The sequence below is a fragment of the Sphingobacterium hotanense genome (assembly GCF_008274825.1).
Taxonomy (GTDB): domain Bacteria; phylum Bacteroidota; class Bacteroidia; order Sphingobacteriales; family Sphingobacteriaceae; genus Sphingobacterium; species Sphingobacterium hotanense.
This window is the reverse complement of sequence record NZ_CP030848.1, coordinates 1,545,887-1,570,781: the sequence shown is the minus strand read 5'-3', so window position 1 is coordinate 1,570,781 and position 24,895 is coordinate 1,545,887. Positions and strand designations below refer to the sequence as shown.

Genomic DNA, 24,895 nt, shown 5'->3' with positions numbered 1-24,895 from the left:
GCTTGCAAGATATTTTTGAATTTATTTTTAAATTTACTTTGGCTTCGAAATACAATATACGTATTTACAAGTTCATCTACAACATTGAAAATCAGAAAACTACAAAACCTATGAACCCTATTGAGTACATTCAAACGCAAGATAAGCATATATTAGAAAAAGTCGTTCAATGGCGCCGACACTTACATCAGCATCCGGAACTGTCTTTTGAGGAAAAAGAAACCACAAAGTATATCGCTAGTGTTCTTGATGGAATGGGAATACCCTACGAGCAGGTATCCCCTACCGGACTCATCGGAATTATTCATGGCAACGGTTCATCTGAAAAAAGTATTGCCCTTCGTGCCGATATTGATGCACTACCGATTACAGAAGAAAATAAGCATGGATATGCTTCTTTAAACAAAGGCGTGATGCATGCATGTGGGCATGACTTTCATAGCTCAAACCTCTTGGGCGTTGCTTACTTGCTGAATGAAATTAAGCATACTTTGAATGGCAATGTGGTATTGATCTTCCAAGCTGCGGAGGAAAGAATCCCAGGCGGGGCTGCAGCAATCGTGGAATCGGGTATTCTTGACCGTTATCAGGTTCAAAAAGTAATTGGTCAGCATGTGTCTCCACAGTTGCCATTAGGAACCTTTGGCTTCAAGTCGGGATATGCGATGGCATCGAGCGATGAGATTTACATTGATATTATGGGTCGCGGTGGGCATGGCGCTCAACCGCAGTTGAATATTGATCCTGTTATTATATCAGCGCAATTACTGGTTGGTTTGCAGCAAGTAGTTTCTCGCTATGCTGATCCGAGGATACCATCTGTTCTGTCTTTTGGAAAAGTTATAGCCGATGGTGCAGCGAATGTCATTCCTACGACGGTTCATTTAGCAGGTACTTTCCGTACGACCGACGAGCAGTGGAGGGCCTCTGCGTTAGCAAAAATTGAGAACTTAATTGTTCAGACGGTGGATGCTTACGGTGCGTCCGCAAAGATCGAGATTAAGAGAGGATATCCTACTCTATATAATGATCCTAGTCTTACGGCTGAAATGCAGCAACTTGCGACTAATCTTTATGGCGCTGAAAGCAGCCTTTCGGTTCCAACCTGGATGGCATCAGAGGACTTCGCCTATTATGCGCAAAAGTATCCGGCTTTGTTCTATTTTGTTGGGACGAGAAATGAAGAGAAGGGTATTGTTTCGGAATTACATACGCCGACTTTTGAAATCGACGAAACGATCTATGAAAGATCGGTGGAGTTTATGTTTAAAGGAGCAGTTTCCGTCTTACAAAGATTGTAAGACGGAAACTGCAGTATTTACAAACACTAAGCGCTATCTTTCGCTAAGAAAGATTTTACGAATGTGTCATCATTAAGTTCTGGGTAATTGTCGTAGACACGGGAAATCTCTTCGGCTTGTCCTTCCGACAACACTTCATCAGGGTTTAGACACCAGATGCCTTTCAATAATCCTTGACGGCGCAGTACCTCATGAATACCTGGGATGCAACCATGAAAATCGTGTGCTGGGTCAAAGAATGCGGCATTGCTATCCGTAACTTTGACACCTTTGCTCAACAATGCATTCAAATGGTGATAGTCTTTAGAAGCCTTTGCCTGCTTCACCTGCTGCATTAATTCTACCGCCTTTTTTGTCCATACTGCCCAATGTCCTAAGAGTCCTCCGCGGAAGTCAATTGACTTCGTCAATCCATCCACCTGGAAATCATAGGTTGTCAGAAGGTCAGCTACAATGTTGTCGTCATTTCCGGTGTACATAGCTACATCATCAGCACGCGAGGAGTTTGCCAATGCACGCATGACATCCAGCGTTTGGTATCTATTGAAAGATGCACATTTGATTGCTTCGACACCTTCAATCTCGACAAATGAGCTCCAGAAGTCGTATGAGAATATACGACCTCCCACTGAAGGTTGTAAATAAAATCCGAATACAGGAATAACTTGCGCCACTTTCCGTACGCGCTCTAGGATCGCCTCTTCGGTCCAGCCTTGTAGTCCTCCCATACTTAACAAACCAATATCATATCCTAATTCCACAGCGATTGCAGCCTCCTCGAGCGCTTGCTCCGTTGGCCCACAGATTCCAGCGATTTTAAGGAAAGGACGATCCAACTTAGCCTTATCAATTTCATCAGCTGCGAGTTCCAAAACCTTGCGGAATAAATTGATATTAGGATCACGAATCTCGAACTGCGTAGAGTGAACAGCTACCGCGACACCGCCCGCACCAGACTCCATATAATATCGTGTCAAACGCCGCTGGCTTGCTTCATCCAACGAACGATCTTCATTAAGCGCCAATGGATGTGCAGGAAAGACCTGCCCTTCCATTAAGAAATCTTTTAATTCTTTTGTCAGCTTTTTCATTAGAATTGTCCTCCTCTTTCTTGGAAATGCGTTGGCTTCCCAAACTCATCACCACCGTTTTGAATCCAAGCTGCATTTAGCTCGATAACTTCTCTGATAGTAACCTTTGGATAACCAAATAAGCGATGGCATTCTGAAGCATTATTCAATAAAGCCGTTCCTTCGGCTTCATGAACAAACTTTGCTTCTTTACCGAATATCTTAGCAAACTCCTTTGCAACCCATTTTGTAGATAGGGTTTCAGGACCCGTCACGTTCAATATCTTCGCAGGGGATTCACAGTGCAATAAGGAGCGGATAGCGATTTCATTAGCATCGCCCTGCCAGATCACATTCACATTCTCCGTGCGTAGATCAATAGGCTTTTCATTCCATACGGATTTACCGATCTCCATAATCACACCATAACGGAAGTCAACAGCGTAATTTAAACGGTAGATAAGCATTGGCGTATTATTCTTTTTGGCGAAATATTGGAATACGCGTTCGCGGCCTAAGCATGATTGCGCATACTCACCAATTGGTTGTGGGACTGCATCTTCGTCCACACCGCCTTCATTTAATTTCACGAAAGGAAGTATATTTCCTGAGGAGAATGCCACGATCTTAGCATCTTTGAATTTCTCGGAAACACGGCCCGGCAAATAAGTATTCATAGCCCATGTGAAATCCTCATTCCCAACAGTACCAAATTTATGGCCCGCCAAGTAAATTACATTGGCAACATCCGGTAAGTTAAAAAGCTGTTCGTCGTTCAATAAATCACATGCGATGGCGATAATACCGCTCTCCTCAACTTGGCTTTTCGCCTTTGGATCCGAGAAACGAGATACTCCATAAACTTTATTTTCTTTACCTGCTAACTTTAACGCATCCACAAGAAGCTTGCCCATGCTCACCCCCATCTTTCCTGCTATACCCAATAGCATGATATCACCCTCAATCTGCTTTACATCTTCAACTAATTCTCTGGAAGGTACTGCGTATTTCTCTTCCAACTTTTTTAAATCCATAACAAACATTTATGATAATACTAATACTTTAAAATTCAATATCGCTAGACCAATAACGAGAAGCAGACCTAATAGTCCAACTATCTTTTGGAACATATTATTCTTATGCTCTCCCATAATATCGTCACTATTGGCAATCCAATAAATCGCTATTCCGGTGAATGGCACCAAGAAGATGGTGACACTTTGCGCTAATACAATAAGTTCAAGAGGAAGACTGCTAAACAATAAAGAGATAATGGCTCCGAAGATCATCACCGTGGCAATCAGCATCTTCACATAATTGTTGTTCAAGTTTCCTTTTAATCCGATAGCGTCTCCTAGCATTGATCCCCCAAGGGCGGCATTTCCGATCAGTGAGGAGAACGAAGCGCCAAACAATCCTATTAAAAACAGATGGCTAGCATTTGATCCAAATAGTGGCTCTAATGCCATTGCCATTTCAGATGCAGAGTTTACTTTCAATCCTTTAGGATGAAGTACCGACGCAGCGCAGATTAACACGACTGCACTCATGATTCCTAAGATCATTATCCCAATGGTACTGCTTAGTTGCGCATGCTTATCTGCCGAGAGGGGTTCACCAGGAGCAACACCATTCGCTTTCCTTTTCTCCTGCACTAAATAAGACTGATAAAATGCTCCTACCAATGAAAAACAAGAAGCAATAAAGGCAACGATCAATCCTGTCGAACCAGTTGGGATATGAGGAATTAAACCATCAGCGATATGGCTGAACGAAGGCTGAATCAATATCAATGTCAGCACAAAGCTGAAGAGCATCAAGATCACCAGCCCGAGCATTACTTTCTCCAATACCTGGTAGAAGGATCTGAAGAACAACAACAAGATACCGGCTAGATTGAATACGATAATCCAGATCTTCGCATCCGTATTCGTCGCTTCCCCCATCGCAATCCCGACACCCGTTGAGTTACCTGCTTGAAAGGATATTGCTACTAAAAAGATCCCCGCTCCAATAAAGACACTGCCAAACTTTCCTATCTTTTTGCGGATCAATGTTAATAGCGAGTCTGTGTTATATTGCCCGATTCTAGCACTCATGTTGGTAAAAATGAGCATGAAAAATATAGCAAGAATGATAACCCAGATGAGTTCGAACCCATAGTCTGCTCCCATTTTGGACGTAATTGTCATCTTACTAGGTCCAAAAACAAGAGCGGCTGTTACAATCCCCGGGCCTAATATCGATAGGCCTTTTAATAACCAGTTTTTATTCATTTTTTATTTAATTCTAAGTGCTTTTATCGCTTCAGGAGTCGTTGTTTTCTTATCTCCAAACTCTGTTTTTACGTAATTGATTATTGCGGCAAGCTCATCATCTTTCAGGAAAGAATAGCTCGCCATGTTTTGCTCATAGCTTACACCATTAATTGGCTTCTTGTCTTTTGTTCCTTCCAGCAATAGTTTTGTAAATGCAGTAAGGTCGTTTATACGTGCAGAATTCACGAGTGGCGGAAAAGAGTTTGCGACGCCCTTTCCATCCTCCTTGTGGCAGGATGCACAGTAGTTCTTATACAATACCGCAGCATTCTGATTGCTGGAAGCCGCTGTAACTTTCGGATCCTCTTGTAAAAAAGACTGCGGTTTTTGATCGGTAATCCGCAGGCGAATAATACGATCGTCATTCTCTTTCGGGAATCCAGGCTGCGGGTTCCAATCCCTGTTGCTTGTAGAAAGTAACACATCGCCATTAGGCAATACTAAAACCGCACGCATACGCCCAAAGTGCTTCCCAAAATAAATATGCTCTTCCTTTATACTATGCTGATCTTCATTAAGGTTTAACACGCGCAACGTTTGGCTCTTAAGCGTTACGAGCAACAAGGAATTCTTCCACTCCGAAATCTCATCATGGTTGTAATAAGCCATACCTGCCGGAGCTATTACCGGAGTCCATGATCGGATAGGCTCAGTCATTTTGGTTTTTGCTGTAATAGCCAACTCCTTATCCGTATCGTGCTTACCTTCGATCAATGGCCAACCGTAATTATGCAATGGTCGAACCCAATTGACTTCATCTTCAATGGCATCGCCATGCTCCGCAGTAAACAAATTACCATCTTTATCCAAGGTCATCCCCTGAATATTTCTGAAGCCCCAGGCATATACCAAGCTATTGGCAATAGGATTATCCGCTGGCACAGAGCCATCTAATTTCATGCGTAAAACCTTGCCATTTAAGGTCGTTGAATCCTGCGCCATATTATTATCCGCGACATCCCCTGTTGCCCAATAAAGAATATTGTTCTTATCGATCAAAAGACGCGTTCCATTATGTCCGTTCGCACCTGCAACGCTGAGTATTTCCGTTGGATTAATGAGCTCCGTACCGTTATACTGATAGCGCATGAGCGTTGAAACCACCAAAGAGTCTCTCTTTTTCGTATAGTTTAAAAATACGTATGGATCATCTTTTGAATTCTTTTGAATCGTTATGTCCAATAAGCCGGGGGTCGTTCTTGTAAAAACATCCTCAATCTCTAAAAGTGTCCTCACCTCTCCCGTCGTTAGATTCAGCTCTTTTACTTTCCCCGCGATCTCTGTAAAAAGAATCTTATTGTCTATATAGTCCATCCCCCATGGAACTGACAATCCTTCAGCGACTGTACTTACTTCTAAGTAGCTGTTATCAAGTTTAAGATATTCCGCAGGAACATCTTTCACGGTGAAATTATGATCCGTTTGCCTGCATGCTGTAAAGAAGAGGCAAGAGAAGATTAAAATGTTAATAAATGGTTTAGGTTGAAATATCATTATAAATATCCGTTTTTCAATTGATCCGCTGCATAATCGACAGCTCTGGCAGTCAATGCCATGAAGGTCAGCGAAGGGTTCTGATTACCAACACTAGACATACAAGCACCGTCAGTTACGAAGACGTTCTTACAGTGATGCAATTGATTGTATTTGTTCAACAAGGAATCCTTAGGATCCTCACCCATACGAACCCCACCTACATCATGTACTTCCAATCCAGGCTGCCTTCCAAAAGCGATATGCTGATCTAGTTTCTTAATATTTTTACAACCCGCCTTCTCTAAAATGGAAGTCCCTTCTTTAAAGAAATCCTCCATCATCGCTACATCATTATCCGAATAACCGATAGACGTAATGAGCTGCGGCAGGCCGTACTTATCCTTTTTATCAGGGCTTAAGCGTACATGGTTCTCATAAATAGGCAATACCTCTCCTTGCATCATCATCGAGATTTTCCATCCTCCCGGTTCCAATATGGCATCCTTAAAGGAAGCTCCCAAGGTATTCAATCCCGGATTGCGACCCCAGCCATCACGATTCGCCGAATAGGCAATCAGATAAGAGCCCTTGAAGGTCTCCGCATCGCTGTGAATATTCTTGAAAGCAGGAATAAAAACCTGAGTTGGTCTGCGTCCGTAATAATAGGAATCTTCAAATCCATCAATTTCTGCCGTAATCCTTCCTCTATAGTTGTGAAAGGCAATATATCGGCCTAAGAGCCCATTATCATTCCCTAAGCCATTCGGAAAACGCTCCGATTTGGAATTCAATAGGATTAAGTTGGAATTCAAAGTTGCTGCATTCAGAAAGATCACCTTCGCTCTGTATGTTTTCTTTTCTCTGCTGTTCGCGTCGATTACTTGTACGCCCGCTGCTTTTCCAGTCTTTTCATCGTAAATAATCGACTCAGCGATGCTATCCGTTAGGATCGTTAGATTCCCTGTTTTCTCGGCATATGGTATAGTCGAAGAATTAGAACTGAAATAACCACCAAAAGGACAGCCGCGCTCACAAAGCGATCTGGCCATACATTGACCTCTGCCCTGCTTCTTTTGCTCATCCTTAATCACCGCAAGGTTTGCAGAACGACCGATGATAGCTTTACGGTCTGTGAAGTTCTGATCAATAGAATCCGCGATAGCCTTCTCTACCTGATTCATTTCAAAGGCACCCACGACTTCCGAGTCCGGCATATTTTCAATACCGTCACGATTACCAGAGATCCCTACGAATTTCTCTACATGCGAATACCAAGGTGCCAGATCGGCATAGCGAATCGGCCAATCTATTGCATAGTCATATTTCTTCGGCGCATTGAATTCAAAGTCGCTCCAGCGTTGCGTTTGTCTAGCCCATAATAAAGATTTACCACCAATCTGAAATCCGCGGATCCAATCAAATGGCTTCTCTTGAATATATTCTTGGTCTTCGTCTTTTATATAAAAGTGCTTTGTCGCCTCGCCATAAGCGTAATGCTTACTGATAAGTTTATTTTCTGCAACATCAGCTTTTGTCTTTTGCCCTCGGTATTCAAATTCCCAAGGATCCATATTCGCCGTAGGATAATCTTTAATATGCTTAACCATACGCCCTCTTTCGATCAAGAGCGTCTTAAATCCCTTTTCGGTAAATTCCTTCACTGCCCATCCTCCACTGATTCCAGAGCCAATAACAATTACATCAAATTCGCTGTTTAGGTCCATGTCGTTTATTTAAGGTTGTTGATACTTACGATTCGATTCTTTCGATCGTGCTTTTCGATCTTAAATCTAGCCATTTTATCCCCCTTACTTCAAGAAATATTCAAAAAATAGGTTTGCTTGACGATTAGATTCTGCATTCGGAGAATGCTCCGGTCTATTGGTCATCGCGACTCTATTTTCATAACCCAATAATTTATTCAACTTAATCGTGTGATTCAATGGAATCCATCTTTCGATAGGATCCGACGAACCACCAGATACCAAGAATGGTCGCGGAGCCATTAAAGCATGCAGCTCGTGCAAATCTTGCTTCGATGTCATCAGCTTAGGATACAAGCCTTTTGCTCCATCAATCATTCCGGTCAGTCTCCACGCATTTTGCCAAGGCGGTGGATAATACCCCAAATACCAAGGTTCCCAATAATTTACACCAGAACCTTTCGTTTCATCAAATACGATCCCCGGATCCGACCATACCGCACAAGCAAACTTATCGAACAAACAGGAACCAAACATCGCCCATTTGCCACCATAAGAGTGCCCCATAATACCAATCCTCTTGGAATCTACTTCTTTATAATTTGCCAGTACATACCATGCATTTGCAGCAGCATATGCCAGTGCAGACAATGGCTGTATCTGTGCGTTATCTATCGATGGATAGTATAACGAATAAGTTTTATTGTTCGTTGTTTCGGTAGTGCCGATTGATAAGGTTACAAAACCCTGCTTACATAATTGCAAAGCAAAGTCACGTTCCGCTTTACCACGGCCGATGGCCGTTTCAGGCTCGTAAAACACGGTCAAAACCGCTGCTTTCTTACCTTTTGCATGTGGGACCAATAAGTATCCCTGTGTTTCTCGATTAGGCAACCAGTCAAATGCGACTAAATATTCGGTATAGCCCTCGCGAACGGTGGTATCTAAAAACTGAAGTTTCTGATCTTCTAAAAATGCAGGCCATTGCCCCATCTGATTCATCCACTTCGCCTTAATTTTTTCTCTTTGTTTTAACCAAGCTGATTTGCTCTGAATTTCGTTTCCTTCTTCATCGATGAGCAGAGATTTATAATCGCCAAATTGGTTCTCATACGACGCAGGAGCTTGGAAATATGGACTTATTTCTGCCCATACAGCTTTTTTATCCATCTTTTTCTGCGCCAACAGCGGATGCAGCATACCAATAAATAGTAAAGTGCAAATACAGTAATATGGAAACGTTTTTTTCATCGTGCTCATTCTATTCGGTCAAAGACCAAAGTTAGGTGGCAAGCTGGCACTTACCACCGCTTTGGACATTCAAACCTATATTAAACGAAAATCTTTACCATCCTGGGTTTTGTGTTAACTTGTCGTTTAAGACAATCTCACTCTCCGGAATGGAGTTTAAATAATCTCTACCTAACTTAAATCCATAACCATTTGGAATTGCTTTTTGGAAAGGATCTAGGAAACCGTTTTGGTCTACAGGGAATGGATTAGTTGTTATCTGACTCGCTAAGAATCCATGCGGGCGCTTGCCGACGATAACTTCATCCGCTGCAGCCCAACGTGCGATATCATCCCAACGGAAACCTTCGCCAATTAACTCGATGCGACGCTCACGTCTGATCTCGTTCAACAATGGAGTTAAAGTCGGAAACTCCCATTTAGCATCGCTGGCAATGCTTCCGATCACGATGTTCGGCATGCCTACGCGATCGCGCAATGGCTTGATTGTTTTGTCGATATCAGCTTGTGTAGCACTTCCTAGCTCCGCTTTTGCCTCAATATAGTTCAACAGAACTTCGGCATATCGGAAAAGAATAGAAGGAGTTTCTTCATATTGCTGCACATGATAAATCACATGTGGATCATATCCCTTTTGAATGATATAACCTGTCGGTGCATTTAAATCCGTCTTCGTATTCAATGTATTGTACACAACCGACCAATTCTGCGTTGTTCCATTGGCTGCAATCTTCCAAACTTGTGCTGGTGTCGCAATAGTTTGCTTCAACCTTGCATCTCTATTTTGAAACTCTTGAGTAATCGTATTGTAACCACCAAATAGGCTGTTTCCTGTAATAGGTTTACCATCGGTCATCAAATATTGATCGACTGCTTCTTTAGTCATCGAACGACCCAATGGCTGAGACATTCTGAAGTTACGGTCATTCGTAAAGTCGGTATCTCCTCTCGAAAGATCATTATCATAGCGTCTCCAGAAAAGTACCTCGGTATTTGACGTATAATCCCGACGCGTGAAGAGATCAAAATAGTCTGATTCTGGTTTTCCAGTATTATATACGCTGTATAATCCTGAATTCATTACCGCTTCACTCGCCTTTACAGCTATCTCAAAATATTTATTCGGATCAGCGTTCTGCACTCCAAATGGCGTCCCGTTATGATATTTCTGCCAAGTGCCTTCATAGAGTGCCACACGACTTTGCATCAATAAGGCAATCCATTTGTTGATGCGACTATAGCCATTCGTACGGTCAGCATTCAGATACATCGCAGCCGTATCTAAACATCCAAGGATACGGTCTGCAACGATATTACGCGGCGTTCTCGGACTGTAGAGTTCCGGCGAAGTCGTTCCATAGACCTGATCTACCCAAGGTATATCACCATAGGACTTTAATAAATTGAAATAGGTAACAGCTTTAAAATAGTATGCTTCACCGACATATTGCTTATAGGTATTGAAATCATGATTTCCTTCCAGCTTTTTATACTCAGTTAAGAAATAATTTAAGCTACGTACGTTGCCAAAACCTATAGTTCCTGTTGTGGCAACAGTTCTTGTGCCTTGTAGTCTTACATCAGGCGTAGAAGCCACCATATTGTCGCTGTTGTAGTCGCCACCATGGTTAGGGTATTTTGGGAAAAATGAAGCATTGTAATATTGGTTCATATAGATTTCCAAATCCATCGGCTTCGTGAAATAACTCCCCGCTCCCACTTCATCTAGTGGCTGACGCTCTAAGAAATCGTCGTTACAGGACAGCAAGGTCATACTGCTTGCTAGTAATATGCTGGATAATTTTAGAAAGTTCTTCATAATCGTCATTACTTTAAGGTTAGGTTTAAACCGAATGATAATGTTCTGTTCATCGGATAGATAACCCCACTGGTTAAGTATCCACCTTCGCGACTATCAGAAGCGATGGCTGTTTCCGGATCGAACACTTTCGGTAAGCTCGAGAAAGTCAACAAGTTTTCACCTGAGAAATAAACCCTAGCACGACTGAACATCTTACCAACTAGACTTTCTGGCAAGGTATAACCAACTTGAACATTCTTCAAGCGGATATAAGATGCATTCAACATATATCTAGATTGCGGGAGTTTGTTTTTTTCAGTCTCCGCCGTGAAATAAGGCTTCGGTAGATAAGAGTCTGTGTTCGGCCCTAGAATATTTGTTTCATCTGCCGGTCTCCAATAGTCTAAGGCAGGTGAGTTTTTGTAAAGACCTGAATTTGCCCATGCATTAGTCAAACCCCAGAACAAAGGTGTAGACGACTCTGGTAAGAAATCGCGTTTTCCAACACCTTGCCAGAACATATTGAAGTCAAAGCCCTTCCAATTCATGCCGGCAGTAATACCATAGTTGTAACGTGGTTGGTTATTTCCAATTACTTTTAAATCACCGTAGTCATCCAATGTACGCGTTCCGTCATTGATAATTCCGTCTCCATTCTGGTCCACATATTTGATATCTCCAGGTCCCCAGTTCGCATGATATTTCGACTGGTCTGCCATTGGCTCACCTTGTGTCTGAATAATACCATCCGTCTCAAATCCCCAAATCTCACCATATTCCTTACCGTTATACCAAGTATCGATACGACCTACCAAGTTCAGGTATTCCAAAATCTGAGTACGGCTATCCCCTAAAGTCACTTTAAAATTATACCCGATACCGTTATCTAATTTGTCGTTCCAAGTAGCAACCAATTCAAAACCCTTCGTTTGTAGTTTTGCATTATTGGTTCTTGGTGTTGTCGCTCCTAACAAGAAAGGCAATTCGATCGAAGGACCTAACATCTTGTCTGTCGTTCTATTGTACCAATCGAATGAAAGGCCTAGTCTCGATCTTAAGAAAGACATGTCCACACCTAAGTTTAACGTTGTGATATTTTCCCAAGTAATCTGATCAGAAATAATCGCCGGCATACTAGCATATTGCGGTCTCGACTCGTTAATTATCCAGTCTGTTTCAGGATGAATTGGGATTTTTGAGATATACAGATAGTTCGCAACATTCTGATTTCCTAGCGCACCATAGGAAGCGCGAAGTTTCAGGTTATCAATCTTATTTCTTAACGGTTCGAAGTAGTTTTCTTTAGAGATCACATAACCTACGGATGCCGAAGGGAAGAATGCAAATCGAATATCCTTCGGAAATCTGGAAGAACCATTGTAGCGACCCGCTACTTCAACCAAATATTTTTCTTGATAATTGTAGTTGATACGGCCAAAGGCTCCTCTCGTTGCCCAGTGGCTCATATTATCGTCAGCAATAATTCCGCCCAATGAAGTTCCAATCGAAGGGTATTCATCAACAACTGGAGATGTACCTGTAGCATTCAAGCCGGAGTAAACATTCTCTTCTTGCTCAAAACCCAACATTCCCTTGAAGTAATGATCGTCTAATTGCGTTTCGTATGACGTAACTGCGTTCAATACTTTATACACATATTCATAATATCCGGAAGTATAAGAAGCTTGTGGCTTACCGATATTTCCAAAACCACCTGTTCCCAACTCTACCATGACTGGTTTAGGATTCAGACTTGTCTTTGTGTTTTTGATGTTGTAATTGTAGTTTACGGAAGTTACCCAGCCTTTAATTGGTTCCAATTCTCCACCGATCGTTGCAAGGAAATCGTTGTTGCTTTTCTTATCGCGCCCTGAGTCTTGCAATAAACGCACTAAAGGACTTTGAATGGTTCCGTTAATATTGTGGAATGGCATCATTGGTGCAAACATCAACATCTCTCTGAATGTATGCTCGCGACCTACGGTCGTTTCACCCATTGGGAAATCCGTTGCTGTATGTGCCCATTTTAAGCTTGAATTGATCTTGAACCAATCCGTCAACTGAGTTGACACATTCGACATCAAGTTATAGCGCTTGAAATAGTCATAGCCAAATGCGTAGGTACCATTTTGTTTATTATAACCTGCCGATAGGAAGTACTGCGTTTTCTCTGAACCTCCTGAAACGTTGATGTTATGCTTCTGACTGAAAGCATTCTTGCCCATCAAGATATGTGGCCAGTCATTATTTGCATTACCGTTTCTACGACCTGCCCAGATATTATCAATTGGGTTCTCCGGATCATATTCGTAAGGAAAGGTTCCATCGATATATCCTTTAATACGCTCCATTTGCTCATCACTATATACTGGCGTCAATCCTGCATTCGCATTTGCCTGATTATAAGCAGTGGCCCAAGTGTAAGAGTCGATAAAGCTTGGTAATCTCAATGGCGATGAGAACGAAAGGTTATTGCTGTAGTCAAATTTCGCCCCCTGCTCTCTTCTTCCTTTTTTCGTCGTAATCAAAACAACACCGAATGGTGCTCTAGATCCATAAACAGCCGATGCAGATGCGTCTTTTAAGATCGACACATTGTCTACAGTTTCGGGATCGATAGCATTTAAATCCATCTCCACCCCATCAACGAGGATCAAAGGTGCACTGGATCCAGAAATCGATCCAACTCCGCGAATGTTCCAAGAGCTTGTTGCACCAGGTTCACCTCCGCGCATACCCATGCCGATATTAACGTTGGGCGATGCTCCTTTAATAAGATCAGCAACGTTTGTAGCTGGACGATCCGCCAATTGCTTGCTCGAAATAACATCCACGGAAGCCGTTAACTGTCCTTTTCTTTGTGTGCCATACCCCACGACTACGACTTCATCCAAATCGGTTGCATCGTCTTGCAGGGTCACATTCACCGTTGTGCGGCCATTGATTCCCACGCGCAATGGACTGAATCCGATAAATGAAAAACGTAAAGAATCATTTAGGGAATTAACATCTAAGCGGAAGGCACCTTTGTCATCTGTTTGAGTCTCCCCACTCGAACCGATGTTGGACACACTAACGCCCATCAAAGGTACTCCTTGCGAGTTCCGAACTGTACCAGTTACAGAACTCCGCGTTTGTGCTCTAGCAGTTACCTCAAACAATAGGAGGAAAACTATTAGCATTAAGGGTCTAATTGATATCATATAAGTGTTTAATTTGGTTATTGATTCACTCTTAAAATCGGCAAGAATCTCGAACTTTTGTTACAATTTCCGACTCACCGTTAACGTTTACAGTCTAGCACTCAAGACTAGGTTTTTCGCACGAATAGACACAAAATGACGTGCCGAATATGTTATTTTATTTTGATTTTAGGATTATGATTTCGACCAATATAGGGCAAATCAAAATTGATTACAAGAAATTTCTTTAAATTTTTCTATCTTTCGACCTAAATCGCTGACAAGACAATAATCTAACGTCATTACACAGGGGTACGTTAACGGAAAATGTAACAAAGTCCTTCAAACAGCAAAATCCACTGTGGAAAACAATTATATTAGCCCCAAATCAGCGAAACGATTTACCTAAGTGAACATCAGCAGAACGCTGAATTTTCGAGTAACCTAAAAATATGATAAGATGGATCAAAACAATTTTGGATTTGCAATCATAGGAACCGGCGCCATTGCAGCTATACATGCCAAAGCAATTGCCGACATCCCAAACGCTACCCTGCTCGCAGTTTATAACCGCACAAAAGAGAAAGCAGAAGCTTTTGCATCGACGTATGCTTGCAAAGCTTACCATTCGATTGATGAATTGTTAGCAGATCCGAACATCCATATTATCTCCATATGCACCGCATCCGGGGCACATTTGGAAGCTGCGGAGAAAGCGCTTCGCGCCGGAAAGCACTGTTTAATTGAAAAACCACTGGAAATAACGACGCAACGCTGCGATAGCATCGTCTCCTTGGCTGAGCAAAACTCCCTTCAGGTGGGTACCATCTTCCCTACTCGATTCTATCCGAATAGCATCAAGATTAAAAAACAGCTGGATGAAGGTGGCTTTGGCGACTTGGTCATCGGATCAGCCTACGTAAAATGGCATCGAAGTCCGGCATATTACCAATCGGCAGCATGGCGAGGTACATGGGAACTTGACGGCGGCGGCGCCCTAATGAACCAAGGCATACACGCTGTTGATATGCTTTTATGGTATATGGGTGCTGTAGAACATGTTACTGCCCTTGCAGCAAATAGATTACATCAGGAAATCGAAGTCGAGGACACTGTGGTCGCGCAATTACAATTCAAAAACGGAGCATTGGGAACAATTGAGTGTTCGACCGCTGCTTATCCCGGCACTGCCAAGCGCGTGGAAATTATCGGGACGAAAGGGTCTGCTATTCTAGAAGAGAATAGCCTGACACTTTGGGATTTTCAAGATCAGGAGTTCGATGACAGTACTGAAACGACTACCGCAGTTTCAGGCGGTGTTAGCGATCCAATGGCCATTGGCCATTATGCGCATCAATTACAAATTGAAGATTTTATAGACGCTATCGAGAACAAACGCTCACCATTTATAGACGGTACGGAAGGCAGGAAATCGGTAGAATTGATCTGCGCTATTTATCAAAGCGCAAAAGAAGGTAAACGTATCTATTTATAAATCATCCCTAAACCGTTTCATCGAAACCGATAATGCAAAAAGAAATACAAATAGCTCAACTCATCACGGCTCTGCAAAAGGGTGACGTGACGGCTTTTGATCAGCTATATTTTGAGTATGCACCGCTTCTTTACAACCGAATAATCAAATTGATCAAGAGCCCTGAAATTGTAGAAGAAATCTTGCAAGAGGTCTTCCTTAAGGTTTGGAATATGCGCGCACAGCTGGAAGTGGACCGGGGTCTGAAGACGCTTCTTTGTCGGATCGCCGATAACCTGGCCATCGATCATTTCAGAAAAGCGAGCCGGGATAAGGCCCTACAGGAAGAACTGTGGGCATCTTCCGTTGGCTTCTATTTACACACGGAGGAGTCGATCTTTGACAAAGAAAAGCAACGAATCCTGAACGAAGCCATACAACTTCTTTCGCCCAAACGAAAGGAAATATTGACGCTATGCAATATTGAAAACAAAAGTTATAAGGAAGTTGCCAGCATGCTCGGTATTTCGGTAAATACCGTCAGCAATCAGCTGGTGAGCGCCATGAAAGACATTAAAAATTATATACATTCCAAATACAAGGGCGCATAAAGTCTTCGTCGCGCTAAAGCCCTTTCAAACCCAATGCAAAGCCCTTTCTAAGCCGTATCAAACCTCTTTTCAAAGGGCTTTGATTGGGGTTTGAAAGGGCTCTAATTGGGCACCTCCTCGAACAAGGTTAAAAAAATGCATTTCTCAATAGTGCATTCTATATAGTCGTTCGTATATAGAGATAAGTAAGTAACCAAAACTTAGACTATCTAAATGAATGACACTAACAAAGAAAGGATCAATATCCTTCTGAACCGATATATAAATGATAAGCTATCCAAGTTAGAATTTGACGAACTCATGCATTTGGTCGATGCTTGCGACGATGAGCCTTTCCGTGAATCGGTGCGCGAAATTATCGATCGGAATACATCACAACTTCCTCGCGAGTTTGTGGATAACCGAATTTCTACAGTTCATGCGAATCTCCGGTTGCTTATTGCTCAAGATATTCAGGAGCAAGAGGTGGCGCGAGTTCGAAGAATTAGACCGTTGTGGTATTGGGCGGCGGCAGCCTCGCTTGTACTTGCAGGTTTGTTCACCTATCAACGATTCCAACAAGCGCCTGTTCCAGAACTAGTACAAACGGCGCCCCTGGACGACATTGAACCCGGCAGCAATAAAGCCAGCATCATCATCGATGGTCAGGAACATATCCTGAAAGATGGGGAGCAGGGGTTGATTATTGGAGACAATAGCATCAGCTATGAAGACGGGGATGTCGCGCTTGCAGGAATACAGACCAATAAAACCATCAGAATTGTGACTCCCTATGGCGGACAGTATAACCTCGTATTATCCGATGGTTCTAAGGTTTGGTTAAATGCGGGGAGCGAAATCAGCTATCAGACAGACTTCGCCAGGGAGAACCGAACTATTGATCTGAAAGGCGAAGCTTATTTTGAGGTTCAAAAGAATAAGAACTTACCATTTATCGTCCGCAGTCGCGAGCAGGAAATACGTGTTTTAGGAACAGAATTCAACATCAATGCCTATTCCGATGAGAAAATAATAAAGACCACCCTAAAAGGGGGCTCACTGCGGGTGACAGCGAACAAGCAGCAAACGGTTTTAAAGCCAAATCAACAAGCGCAGTTCAATACAGGCTCCAATGCCCTAGCAACCAAATCGGTCGATGCGGATGCCGCTATTGCGTGGAAAGAAGGGATTATCGATCTGCATGGCATGAGTTTGCAGGAATGTATGCGCAATATTAGTCGCTGGTATGATGTGGAGATTGTTTACCAAAACGATATCCCCGCTATCGAATTGGGAGGTAGAATGAGCCGTGGACTCAAACTATCCACCTTTCAGAAGTTCTTGGAAAACAACTTTAGTATCCATACCAAGTTAACCTCCGACAGAAAGCTTACCGTAGCCTACGCTAATAACAAATAACCAATATAATAACCTCAGGAATTACCATGAAAACGAACGCAAACCCACCATAGAAATAATCGATAGACTAGCAAAGAAGGGAGATGTTGGCCCATCTCCCCAGATAATGTCTAGTATAATTATTGGGAATAATAACCAAACTTAAAACATTATAGATTACAATATTATGAAAAACTATCAAGGATTGAGAAATCCTTATCCAATTCGTTTTATCAATACTTTTTTATCCCGTATTCGATATCAAATTATGATTTTTAAAATCCTATGCATCTTCCTTGTCATTGGAAGTTTCCAGCTGCAAGCGAAGTCATTTTCTCAGCAGCTTTCGTATAAAAAGAAGGCGGCGAAAGTAGAAAGTGCATTTAAATACCTCGAAGACAAGACCAGCTTCGTGATCTTGTATGATCTGAAAGAGCTGAAATCACTCAAACCAATGGATATCAATATCTCCAATGCGAGTGTAACGCAGTTCCTAAATACCCTGTTGAAAGATCTTCCTTATGATTATACGATTGAGGATAAAACTATTCTTATCAACAAAGCTAATAAACCAGCAAAGCAAGTGTCAACGGCAAGCAGCAAGGTTACTACTGTGGCTCCGATACAACAAACGCTTCGCGGAGTTGTAAAAGCGGAAGACGGCTCGGCTCTGGAAGCAGTTAGCATCGTGGATGTGAATAGCAAACAAGGTGCAAGCACAGACGCTAGCGGTAATTTCCAGATTACGATCAACTCCTTCCCTACTACGTTGCGCTTTAGCTTGGTAGGCTATGCTACTGCAGAAAGACAAGTAACTTCAGCTTCGCAGGTTCTTAACATCAGCTTGGCGCCACAGGTAAGCGACTTAGATGAAGTTGTTGTGATAGGTTATGGTACGCAAAAGAAAGTAAACTTAACGGGGGCAGTTGCCGTTGTTAAAAGTGAGCAGTTAACAAAACAACCGGTCGGACAAGCATCCACTGCGCTACAAGGTGCGGCTCCGGGACTGACGGTGACACAAGGTTCCGGACAGCCAGGACGCGATGATGGCGGTCTGCGTATCCGTGGTATCGGGACTTTAGGCAATGCCAACCCATTGGTATTGATCGACGGTGTTGAAGGAAATATCAACAACGTGAACACCAATGATATCGAGAATATCTCGGTTCTTAAAGATGCCTCTTCGGCTGCTATCTACGGTTCGCGTGCCGCAAACGGAGTTATTTTAGTAACCACCAAGCGTGCGAAGAACGAGGGCGTCACAGTAGATTATAACAACTATGCGGGTTGGCAGACTCCAACGCAAATGACGGACATGGTTAGCGGCTTGGATCATATGAACTTATTGAACGAGGCCTATACCAATACCGGCAAGAGCCCCATCTTTACGGAGCAGATGATCAAAGATTATACAGCCGGCATGGAAAGCAATCCTGACCGCTTCCCGAATACGGATTGGCAAAATCTGACCATGAAAAACAATGCGTTCATGCAGAACCATTATATCGCCGCGCAGGGTGGATCGGAAAAGGTGAAAGTTTTAGGATCCTTAGGTTTCTTTGATCAGGACGGTATCTTGGAAAACACCAATTTCAGACGTTATAACTTTAGATTGAACAGTGATCTGCAGATCTCCAATAAGGTAAGCGCAGCTTTAGACTTTTTCTTCACCAAATCGGAATTGAAAGAGCCGGCAGGCGGAACTACTTCCATTTTCCATTGGATGCGTCGTATTCCGGCAAATCAAGCGGGGATTCTATCGACAGGTCAATATGGCGAGGGATGGAACGGCGATAACCCAATTGCAAAAGCAAGAGATGGCGGGTTGAACCTGGAAAATCCTTTGAATTCCGTTTTTAATATCGATTTAAAGTATAAGCCTATTGACGGAATGACCGTTAATTTGGTTTATTCTACGAAATACGAGATCAATCATGAGAAGTTGTTCTACAATACCGTGCAATCCTATTATTGGAATGGCGATAAAGCATATTTGACTCCTCAGAAAAACAGCTTGACGGAAAAATATGAACAATATTGGTACAACAACCTACGTGCAGTTGTTTCTTATGAGAAAACATTGGCTTCAGACCACAACTTCAATGTGATGGCAGGTTTCCAACAGGAAGACCAACGTGATAATTTCTTATCAGGCTATCGTGAGATTTTCTTGATCCCTGAATTACAGGAGTTGAATGCTGGAAATCAAGAAAATAATATAGCGCGCGGAACCTCCTCAGAATGGTCGCTACGTTCGGTTTTTGGACGCTTAAACTACGACTTCCAAGGGAAGTATCTATTTGAAGCGAATGCTCGCTATGATGGGTCGTCAAGATTTGCTGTAGGGAATAAATTTTCATTCTTCCCCTCTTTCTCCGCCGGATGGCGCGTTAGTCAGGAGCCTTTTATGGAATCCTTGAGCTCGGTTGTTTCCGACATGAAGATCCGCGGTTCTTGGGGTAAATTAGGAAATCAAAATATCACAGGCTTATATTCATTTGCCTCTTATTTCAATATTGGTGCTACAAACTATGCTTTTGGAGAGAATATCAGTACCGGCGCGGCATTGACGACGATGGCAAATTCGGATATTCGATGGGAAACGACAAATGTGAGCAATGTAGGTCTTGATTTGACTCTTTGGAGAAATCTGAACATTACAGCAGATTATTTCTATAGAAAAACCTCAGGGATTCTACTACAATTAGACATTTCAAGATATCTGGGTTTCTCTACGCCACCTTTCCAAAATGCTGGAGTTGTTGAAAATAAAGGTTGGGATGTGTCTGTTGCATACAACAACGCTATCGGCGACTTTAAGTACAATGTGGCAGTCAATCTTTCTGATGTGCAGAATAAAATATTGGACATGCGCGGCGTATTACGTACTGGTCTGACAGTAAACCATGAGGGACATCCAATCGGTTCGCTATATGGCTACGAAGCGATTGGTTATTTCAGCTCAGCGGAAGATGTGGCTGGCTCAGCAACACAGATCGGTAACATCGCGCCGGGGGATATCAAATATAAAGATCAGAACTGGGATGGCAAGATTGACGCAGCCGATGAGATCATTATGGGAAGCCCGATTCCTCGCTATACTTACAGTGCTAATTTAGGTGCTTCGTATCGCGGATTGGATATCGCGTTGTTCTTCCAAGGTGTAGGAAAGGCAGATGGATACTTGTATGGACAAGGAATTATGCCTTTCTATCAGGGCGGAACGATTCAAGAGCAACATAAAGATCGTTGGACTCCGGACAACCCGAACGCGGCATTCCCTCGCTTTGCTTTCAATGAGAATAACAACATTCAAAACTCTACTTTCTGGATGAAGAATGCGGCGTACCTAAGATTGAAAAACGTGACTTTAGGATATAACGTACCACTTCCGACATCAGCTAATATGCCAGTGCGTGCATTGCGCATTTTCGCTTCCGGACAGAATTTATTTACGAAAACAAACTTCTGGAAAGGATATGACCCGGAAGGTCCGATCAGTACCGGTGGATGGTATCCGCAAATGAAAGTTTACAGTTTTGGATTAAGTGCCAAGTTTTAATTAAAGAATCATGAAAAGAAAAACATTATCATATACATTAGGACTGCTACTCAGTATTTCGCTCTACTCGTGCAAGGAAGATTACCTGATTAAATACCCTTTGGATAGCCCTTCTACGGAGACTTTTATCTCGAATGAAGAGGAACTCAATATGGCGATCACAGGCGCGTACAACGCGCTATATCAAGCGCCAAAGGCAACGCCTATGCCTTTCCCGTTGACAATAGACTATGCATCTGATATTGGTTGGGAAAGAAATACCAATGCCTTACAAATATTAGGCTTAGGAAATGCGGATGCGAACAATGATTTCACTTCTGATTTCTGGAACTTACTGTATGTGGGGATACAACGCTGCAATACCATTTTAGACAAAGCTGAAGGCTTGAATGGCGTGGTCCCTGCGGAAACCCTGAACACAAGAATAAGCGAAGTAAGATTTCTGAGAGCTTATTATTATTTCTTCCTGAATGAGCTTTTCGGCGGAGTTCCATTGCTTACCACGACCATCTCGCTTGCTGACTCGAAGAATGTGACTAGAGAATCAAAGGAAGCGGTGAACGACTTCATTATGTCGGAAATAGATGCAATTGTTGGCTTTCTTCCAGAGACCGTTACAGGCAATAATCTAGGTCGCGCGACGCGTGGCGCTGCGTTGGCTTTAAAATCAAGATCAGCTCTTTTCAACAAGAAATATCAGGAAGCGGCCGACGCGGCAAAGGCTGTCATGGAATTGAATCAGTATCAATTGCATAATAACTTTGAGCAGCTATTTAAATATGCGGGCGAGTCTTCTAAGGAGATTATTTGGGCAATTCAATATAAGCGAGGCTTAGCGACGCATAGTATCTCATCGCAGTTCTACTCGAGATTGATGCAAGGCTTTTCGAATAAAATACCGGTTCAATCTTTAGTGGATTCTTACGAATGTATTGATGGTTTGAATATTGATAAATCACCTTTATTTGACCCTACCAAGCCGTTCAAGAATCGCGACCCTAGATTGACGCAGACCGTGGTATTGCCGCAGACACTTTCCTTAGGTGTGATCTTTGAAACGCATCCGGATAGTACCATGACTTGGGATTATAGAGAGGCTACGCCTAAGCGTATAGCCAACACGGATGCTACGAACGCTTATGCGACTTTCTCAGGTTATTTATGGCGCAAATACGCGGATCCTGCGGATTTCATCGACCGTTCGAATTCGGAGTTGAATGCCATCTTATTCCGATATGCCGAAGTACTATTGAATTACGTAGAGGCGAAGACTGAGCTTAATCAGATTGACAATTCGGTTTATGAAGCGATCAATCAGGTTAGACAACGTCCTTCTGTTGCGATGCCAGCCATCAGTACTGGCAAGTCGCAGGCACAGATGCGTTCCATCGTGCGTAAAGAAAGAAAGTATGAGCTAGCTGCTGAGGGTCTTCGCTTATTCGATATCCGCAGATGGAACATTGCGCATCAGGTGATGCCAGGCGATCTGCTAGGCCGTATCCGCACCGGATGGTTGGCAAATGCACCGACGATTGACGAGAATGGTACACCGAACTATAGCCAGGTGACGAATAGAACAGAGATGCGCGTCATTGAGAAGCGTAATTTCAATGCAGATCGTGACTACGTATGGCCTATCCCTCGCATTGAAACGGAAACTAATCCTAACCTTACACAAAATAAGAACTACTAATATTTACCTATGAAAAAGCTATTATTGATATGCTTTATGGTCTTCAGTATTTCCAGCTTTGCTAAAGCTGGAAATAAGACTGTAGAGGTCGACATTTGTATTTACGGCGGGAGCTCCGCTGGAATTATCGCCGGATACACAGCAAATAAGTTGGGCAAGAAAGCGCTTGTAATTGAGCCGCGTAACTACTTGGGCGGTCTTACGACGGGCGGTCTAGGTGCAACAGACATCGGGAATAAATTTGCCATTACTGGATTAGCGCGTGATTTCTACCGCCGACTAGGCGTTGAATATAATCGCTTTGAACAATGGACATTCGAGCCGCATGTGGCAAGCAAAGTCTTTAACGATTATATACAAGCTGCAAAGCTTGACATTGAAAAGAACTACCTTTTAGAAGAAGTCATTAAAGAGGGAAATACGATTAAAGAAATTGTAGTTCGTAAGAACGATGCTTCGAATCAGCAGCTTAGAATTAAGGCGAAGATGTTTATCGACTGTACCTACGAAGGTGATTTAATGGCAAAGGCGGGTGTTAGCTATGCTGTGGGTCGGGAGGCAATTTCTCAATATGGCGAAAGTCAGAATGGGGTGCAATTGCAAGAAATCCACCAATTCCCTGATGGAATCGACCCTTACAAGATTCCCGGAAAACCGGAAAGTGGCTTACTGTGGGGAATATCCAACGAGAAGCTAGCACCACATGGTTCCGCGGACAAAAAAATTCAAGCATACAACTTCCGTTTGACGCTGACGCAAGATAAAAGCAATCAGATTCCATTTACCAAGCCAGACAACTACAATCCAGAGCAATTTGAATTGTTGTTAAGACAAATCGCTAAAGAGAAATGGACAACGATCTTCAGTAACCTTGATATTGTTGATCTTCCGAACGGAGAGAAAGAATACAGACATACAGGCGGCTTTTTGATTAAGTACATGCCTAACGGCAAGACAGACTTCAACAACTTTGGTGCTTTCTCAACCGACATGATCGGTGAGAATTACGATTACCCGGAGGGTGATTTTAAAACAAGAGAAGCGATTTGGAAGAAGCATGAGGACTACACAAAAGGATTACTCTATTTCTTAAGTCACGATGAGCGCGTTCCTGCACATATCCGTGCTGAAATGAAATCATGGGGTTTCTGTAAAGACGAGTTCAAAGAAACTAATGGTTTTTCCAACCAATTATATGTTCGTGAAGCACGCCGTATGATCGGACGTAAGGTCATGACTCAAAAACACTGTGAAGGTGAAGAAGTGATCGACGACCCGATCGGCATGGCGGCTTACCAAATGGACTCTCATAATATCCAACGTTTGGTAGTGAACGGCATGGTGAAAAATGAAGGTGATGTGCAGAAGCCAGTACCTGCACCCTACCCCATCTCTTACCAAGCTATCACTCCAAAAGCTGAAGAATGTTCGAACCTGTTAGTTCCTGTTTGTATGTCATCTTCACATATCGCTTTTGGATCTATCCGTATGGAGCCAGTATTCATGGTTTTAGCGCAATCGGCAGCTACTGCAGCTACACAAGCTATTGACAATAAGCAATCTGTTCAAGATATCGATGTTCAGAAATTAATCAACAAGCTTCAAACTGATCCCCTTGCAGATGGCAGCACGCCAGAGGTCTTGGTTGACAACCTAGACGAGGAAAATGTCACAGTTACCGGCAATTGGAATACGATCCGTGGAGGATATGTTAAAAACAAATATGCCTTAGATCAAAAAGATGAGAATGCTTCTATCAGCTTTCATGCGAACATCGCGGAAACAGCAAAGTACCGTATCTATTTTTACATCGCTGAAGATAAGGCGCTAGCTGAGCAATTAAGTTTTGAGATCTTTGATGGAAAGTCAAAAAAACAAGTCAATATCAATAAATCGGATATCAAAAGCCTAGGCTTGGCATCAGGTGAGTGGGTTGATTTAGGCGAATATCAAATCAATAAGAACGCAAAGAGTTATGTGAAAGTTAAGGCTGTACAGAACTCCGGCAGAGTGATTGCCGATGCGGTGATTTGGAAAAAAGTAAAATAAAGCAATAAGTTAAACTCACTTAAATAT

At 42.7% G+C, this 24,895-nt stretch carries 15 protein-coding genes; 7 read left to right on the top strand and 8 right to left on the bottom strand.

Annotation, left to right across the window (positions count from 1 at the left end; genetic code table 11):
• The first annotated feature begins 110 nt into the window (after nucleotides 1-110).
• Entirely contained in the window at nucleotides 111-1,301 is a 1,191-nt protein-coding gene (locus DSM08_RS06555) for a M20 metallopeptidase family protein (RefSeq protein WP_149525409.1), read from the top strand.
• Nucleotides 1,302-1,327: 26 nt separating this feature from the next.
• On the opposite strand, the gene DSM08_RS06550 is transcribed toward DSM08_RS06555, so the two are convergent.
• From DSM08_RS06550 to DSM08_RS06515, 8 genes are all read right to left on the bottom strand, one after another.
• Nucleotides 1,328-2,392 carry a dihydrodipicolinate synthase family protein gene (locus tag DSM08_RS06550; protein ID WP_149525408.1) on the bottom strand — a complete coding sequence of 355 codons (1,065 nt, stop codon included), beginning with the start codon at nucleotides 2,390-2,392 and terminating at the stop codon, nucleotides 1,328-1,330.
• On the bottom strand, nucleotides 2,392-3,405 hold the full coding sequence (locus tag DSM08_RS06545; RefSeq protein ID WP_246172499.1) for an NAD-dependent epimerase/dehydratase family protein: 1,014 nt from the start codon (nucleotides 3,403-3,405) through the stop codon (nucleotides 2,392-2,394). The genes DSM08_RS06550 and DSM08_RS06545 overlap by 1 nt, the downstream gene beginning before the upstream one ends.
• Before the next feature lie 9 nt (nucleotides 3,406-3,414).
• Complete coding sequence (locus DSM08_RS06540) at nucleotides 3,415-4,647, bottom strand: Nramp family divalent metal transporter (RefSeq protein ID WP_149525406.1); 1,233 nt, start codon at nucleotides 4,645-4,647, stop codon at nucleotides 3,415-3,417.
• A 3-nt stretch (nucleotides 4,648-4,650) separates the two neighbouring features.
• A complete protein-coding gene (locus DSM08_RS06535) occupies nucleotides 4,651-6,183 on the bottom strand; it encodes a PQQ-dependent sugar dehydrogenase (RefSeq protein ID WP_149525405.1) in 1,533 nt (510 codons plus the stop codon).
• A complete protein-coding gene (locus DSM08_RS06530; RefSeq protein WP_149525404.1) occupies nucleotides 6,183-7,889 on the bottom strand; it encodes a GMC family oxidoreductase in 1,707 nt (568 codons plus the stop codon). The genes DSM08_RS06535 and DSM08_RS06530 overlap by 1 nt, the downstream gene beginning before the upstream one ends.
• A gap of 84 nt (nucleotides 7,890-7,973) precedes the next feature.
• Nucleotides 7,974-9,119 carry a prolyl oligopeptidase family serine peptidase gene (locus tag DSM08_RS06525; protein ID WP_246172498.1) on the bottom strand — a complete coding sequence of 382 codons (1,146 nt, stop codon included), beginning with the start codon at nucleotides 9,117-9,119 and terminating at the stop codon, nucleotides 7,974-7,976.
• Nucleotides 9,120-9,213: 94 nt separating this feature from the next.
• Nucleotides 9,214-10,938, bottom strand: a complete 1,725-nt coding sequence (locus tag DSM08_RS06520; RefSeq protein ID WP_246172496.1) for a RagB/SusD family nutrient uptake outer membrane protein — start codon at nucleotides 10,936-10,938, stop codon at nucleotides 9,214-9,216.
• 8 nt (nucleotides 10,939-10,946) lie between these two features.
• Nucleotides 10,947-14,102, bottom strand: coding sequence for a SusC/RagA family TonB-linked outer membrane protein (locus DSM08_RS06515; protein WP_187773994.1), 3,156 nt, complete (start codon nucleotides 14,100-14,102; stop codon nucleotides 10,947-10,949).
• Between the two features lie 460 nt (nucleotides 14,103-14,562).
• On the opposite strand from DSM08_RS06515, the gene DSM08_RS06510 reads away from it, so the two are divergent.
• From DSM08_RS06510 to DSM08_RS06485, 6 genes are all read left to right on the top strand, one after another.
• Nucleotides 14,563-15,597 carry a Gfo/Idh/MocA family protein gene (locus DSM08_RS06510; RefSeq protein ID WP_149525400.1) on the top strand — a complete coding sequence of 345 codons (1,035 nt, stop codon included), beginning with the start codon at nucleotides 14,563-14,565 and terminating at the stop codon, nucleotides 15,595-15,597.
• A gap of 32 nt (nucleotides 15,598-15,629) precedes the next feature.
• Entirely contained in the window at nucleotides 15,630-16,187 is a 558-nt protein-coding gene (locus DSM08_RS06505; protein ID WP_149525399.1) for an RNA polymerase sigma factor, read from the top strand.
• A gap of 213 nt (nucleotides 16,188-16,400) precedes the next feature.
• Nucleotides 16,401-17,585, top strand: a complete 1,185-nt coding sequence (locus tag DSM08_RS06500) for a FecR family protein (protein ID WP_149525398.1) — start codon at nucleotides 16,401-16,403, stop codon at nucleotides 17,583-17,585.
• A gap of 166 nt (nucleotides 17,586-17,751) precedes the next feature.
• Entirely contained in the window at nucleotides 17,752-21,126 is a 3,375-nt protein-coding gene (locus DSM08_RS06495) for a TonB-dependent receptor (RefSeq protein WP_149525397.1), read from the top strand.
• A gap of 10 nt (nucleotides 21,127-21,136) precedes the next feature.
• Nucleotides 21,137-22,819 (top strand): RagB/SusD family nutrient uptake outer membrane protein, encoded by a 1,683-nt coding sequence (locus DSM08_RS06490; RefSeq protein ID WP_149525396.1) that lies wholly within the window; start codon nucleotides 21,137-21,139, stop codon nucleotides 22,817-22,819.
• A gap of 9 nt (nucleotides 22,820-22,828) precedes the next feature.
• Complete coding sequence (locus tag DSM08_RS06485) at nucleotides 22,829-24,868, top strand: FAD-dependent oxidoreductase (protein WP_149525395.1); 2,040 nt, start codon at nucleotides 22,829-22,831, stop codon at nucleotides 24,866-24,868.
• The last annotated feature ends 27 nt before the right edge of the window (nucleotides 24,869-24,895 follow it).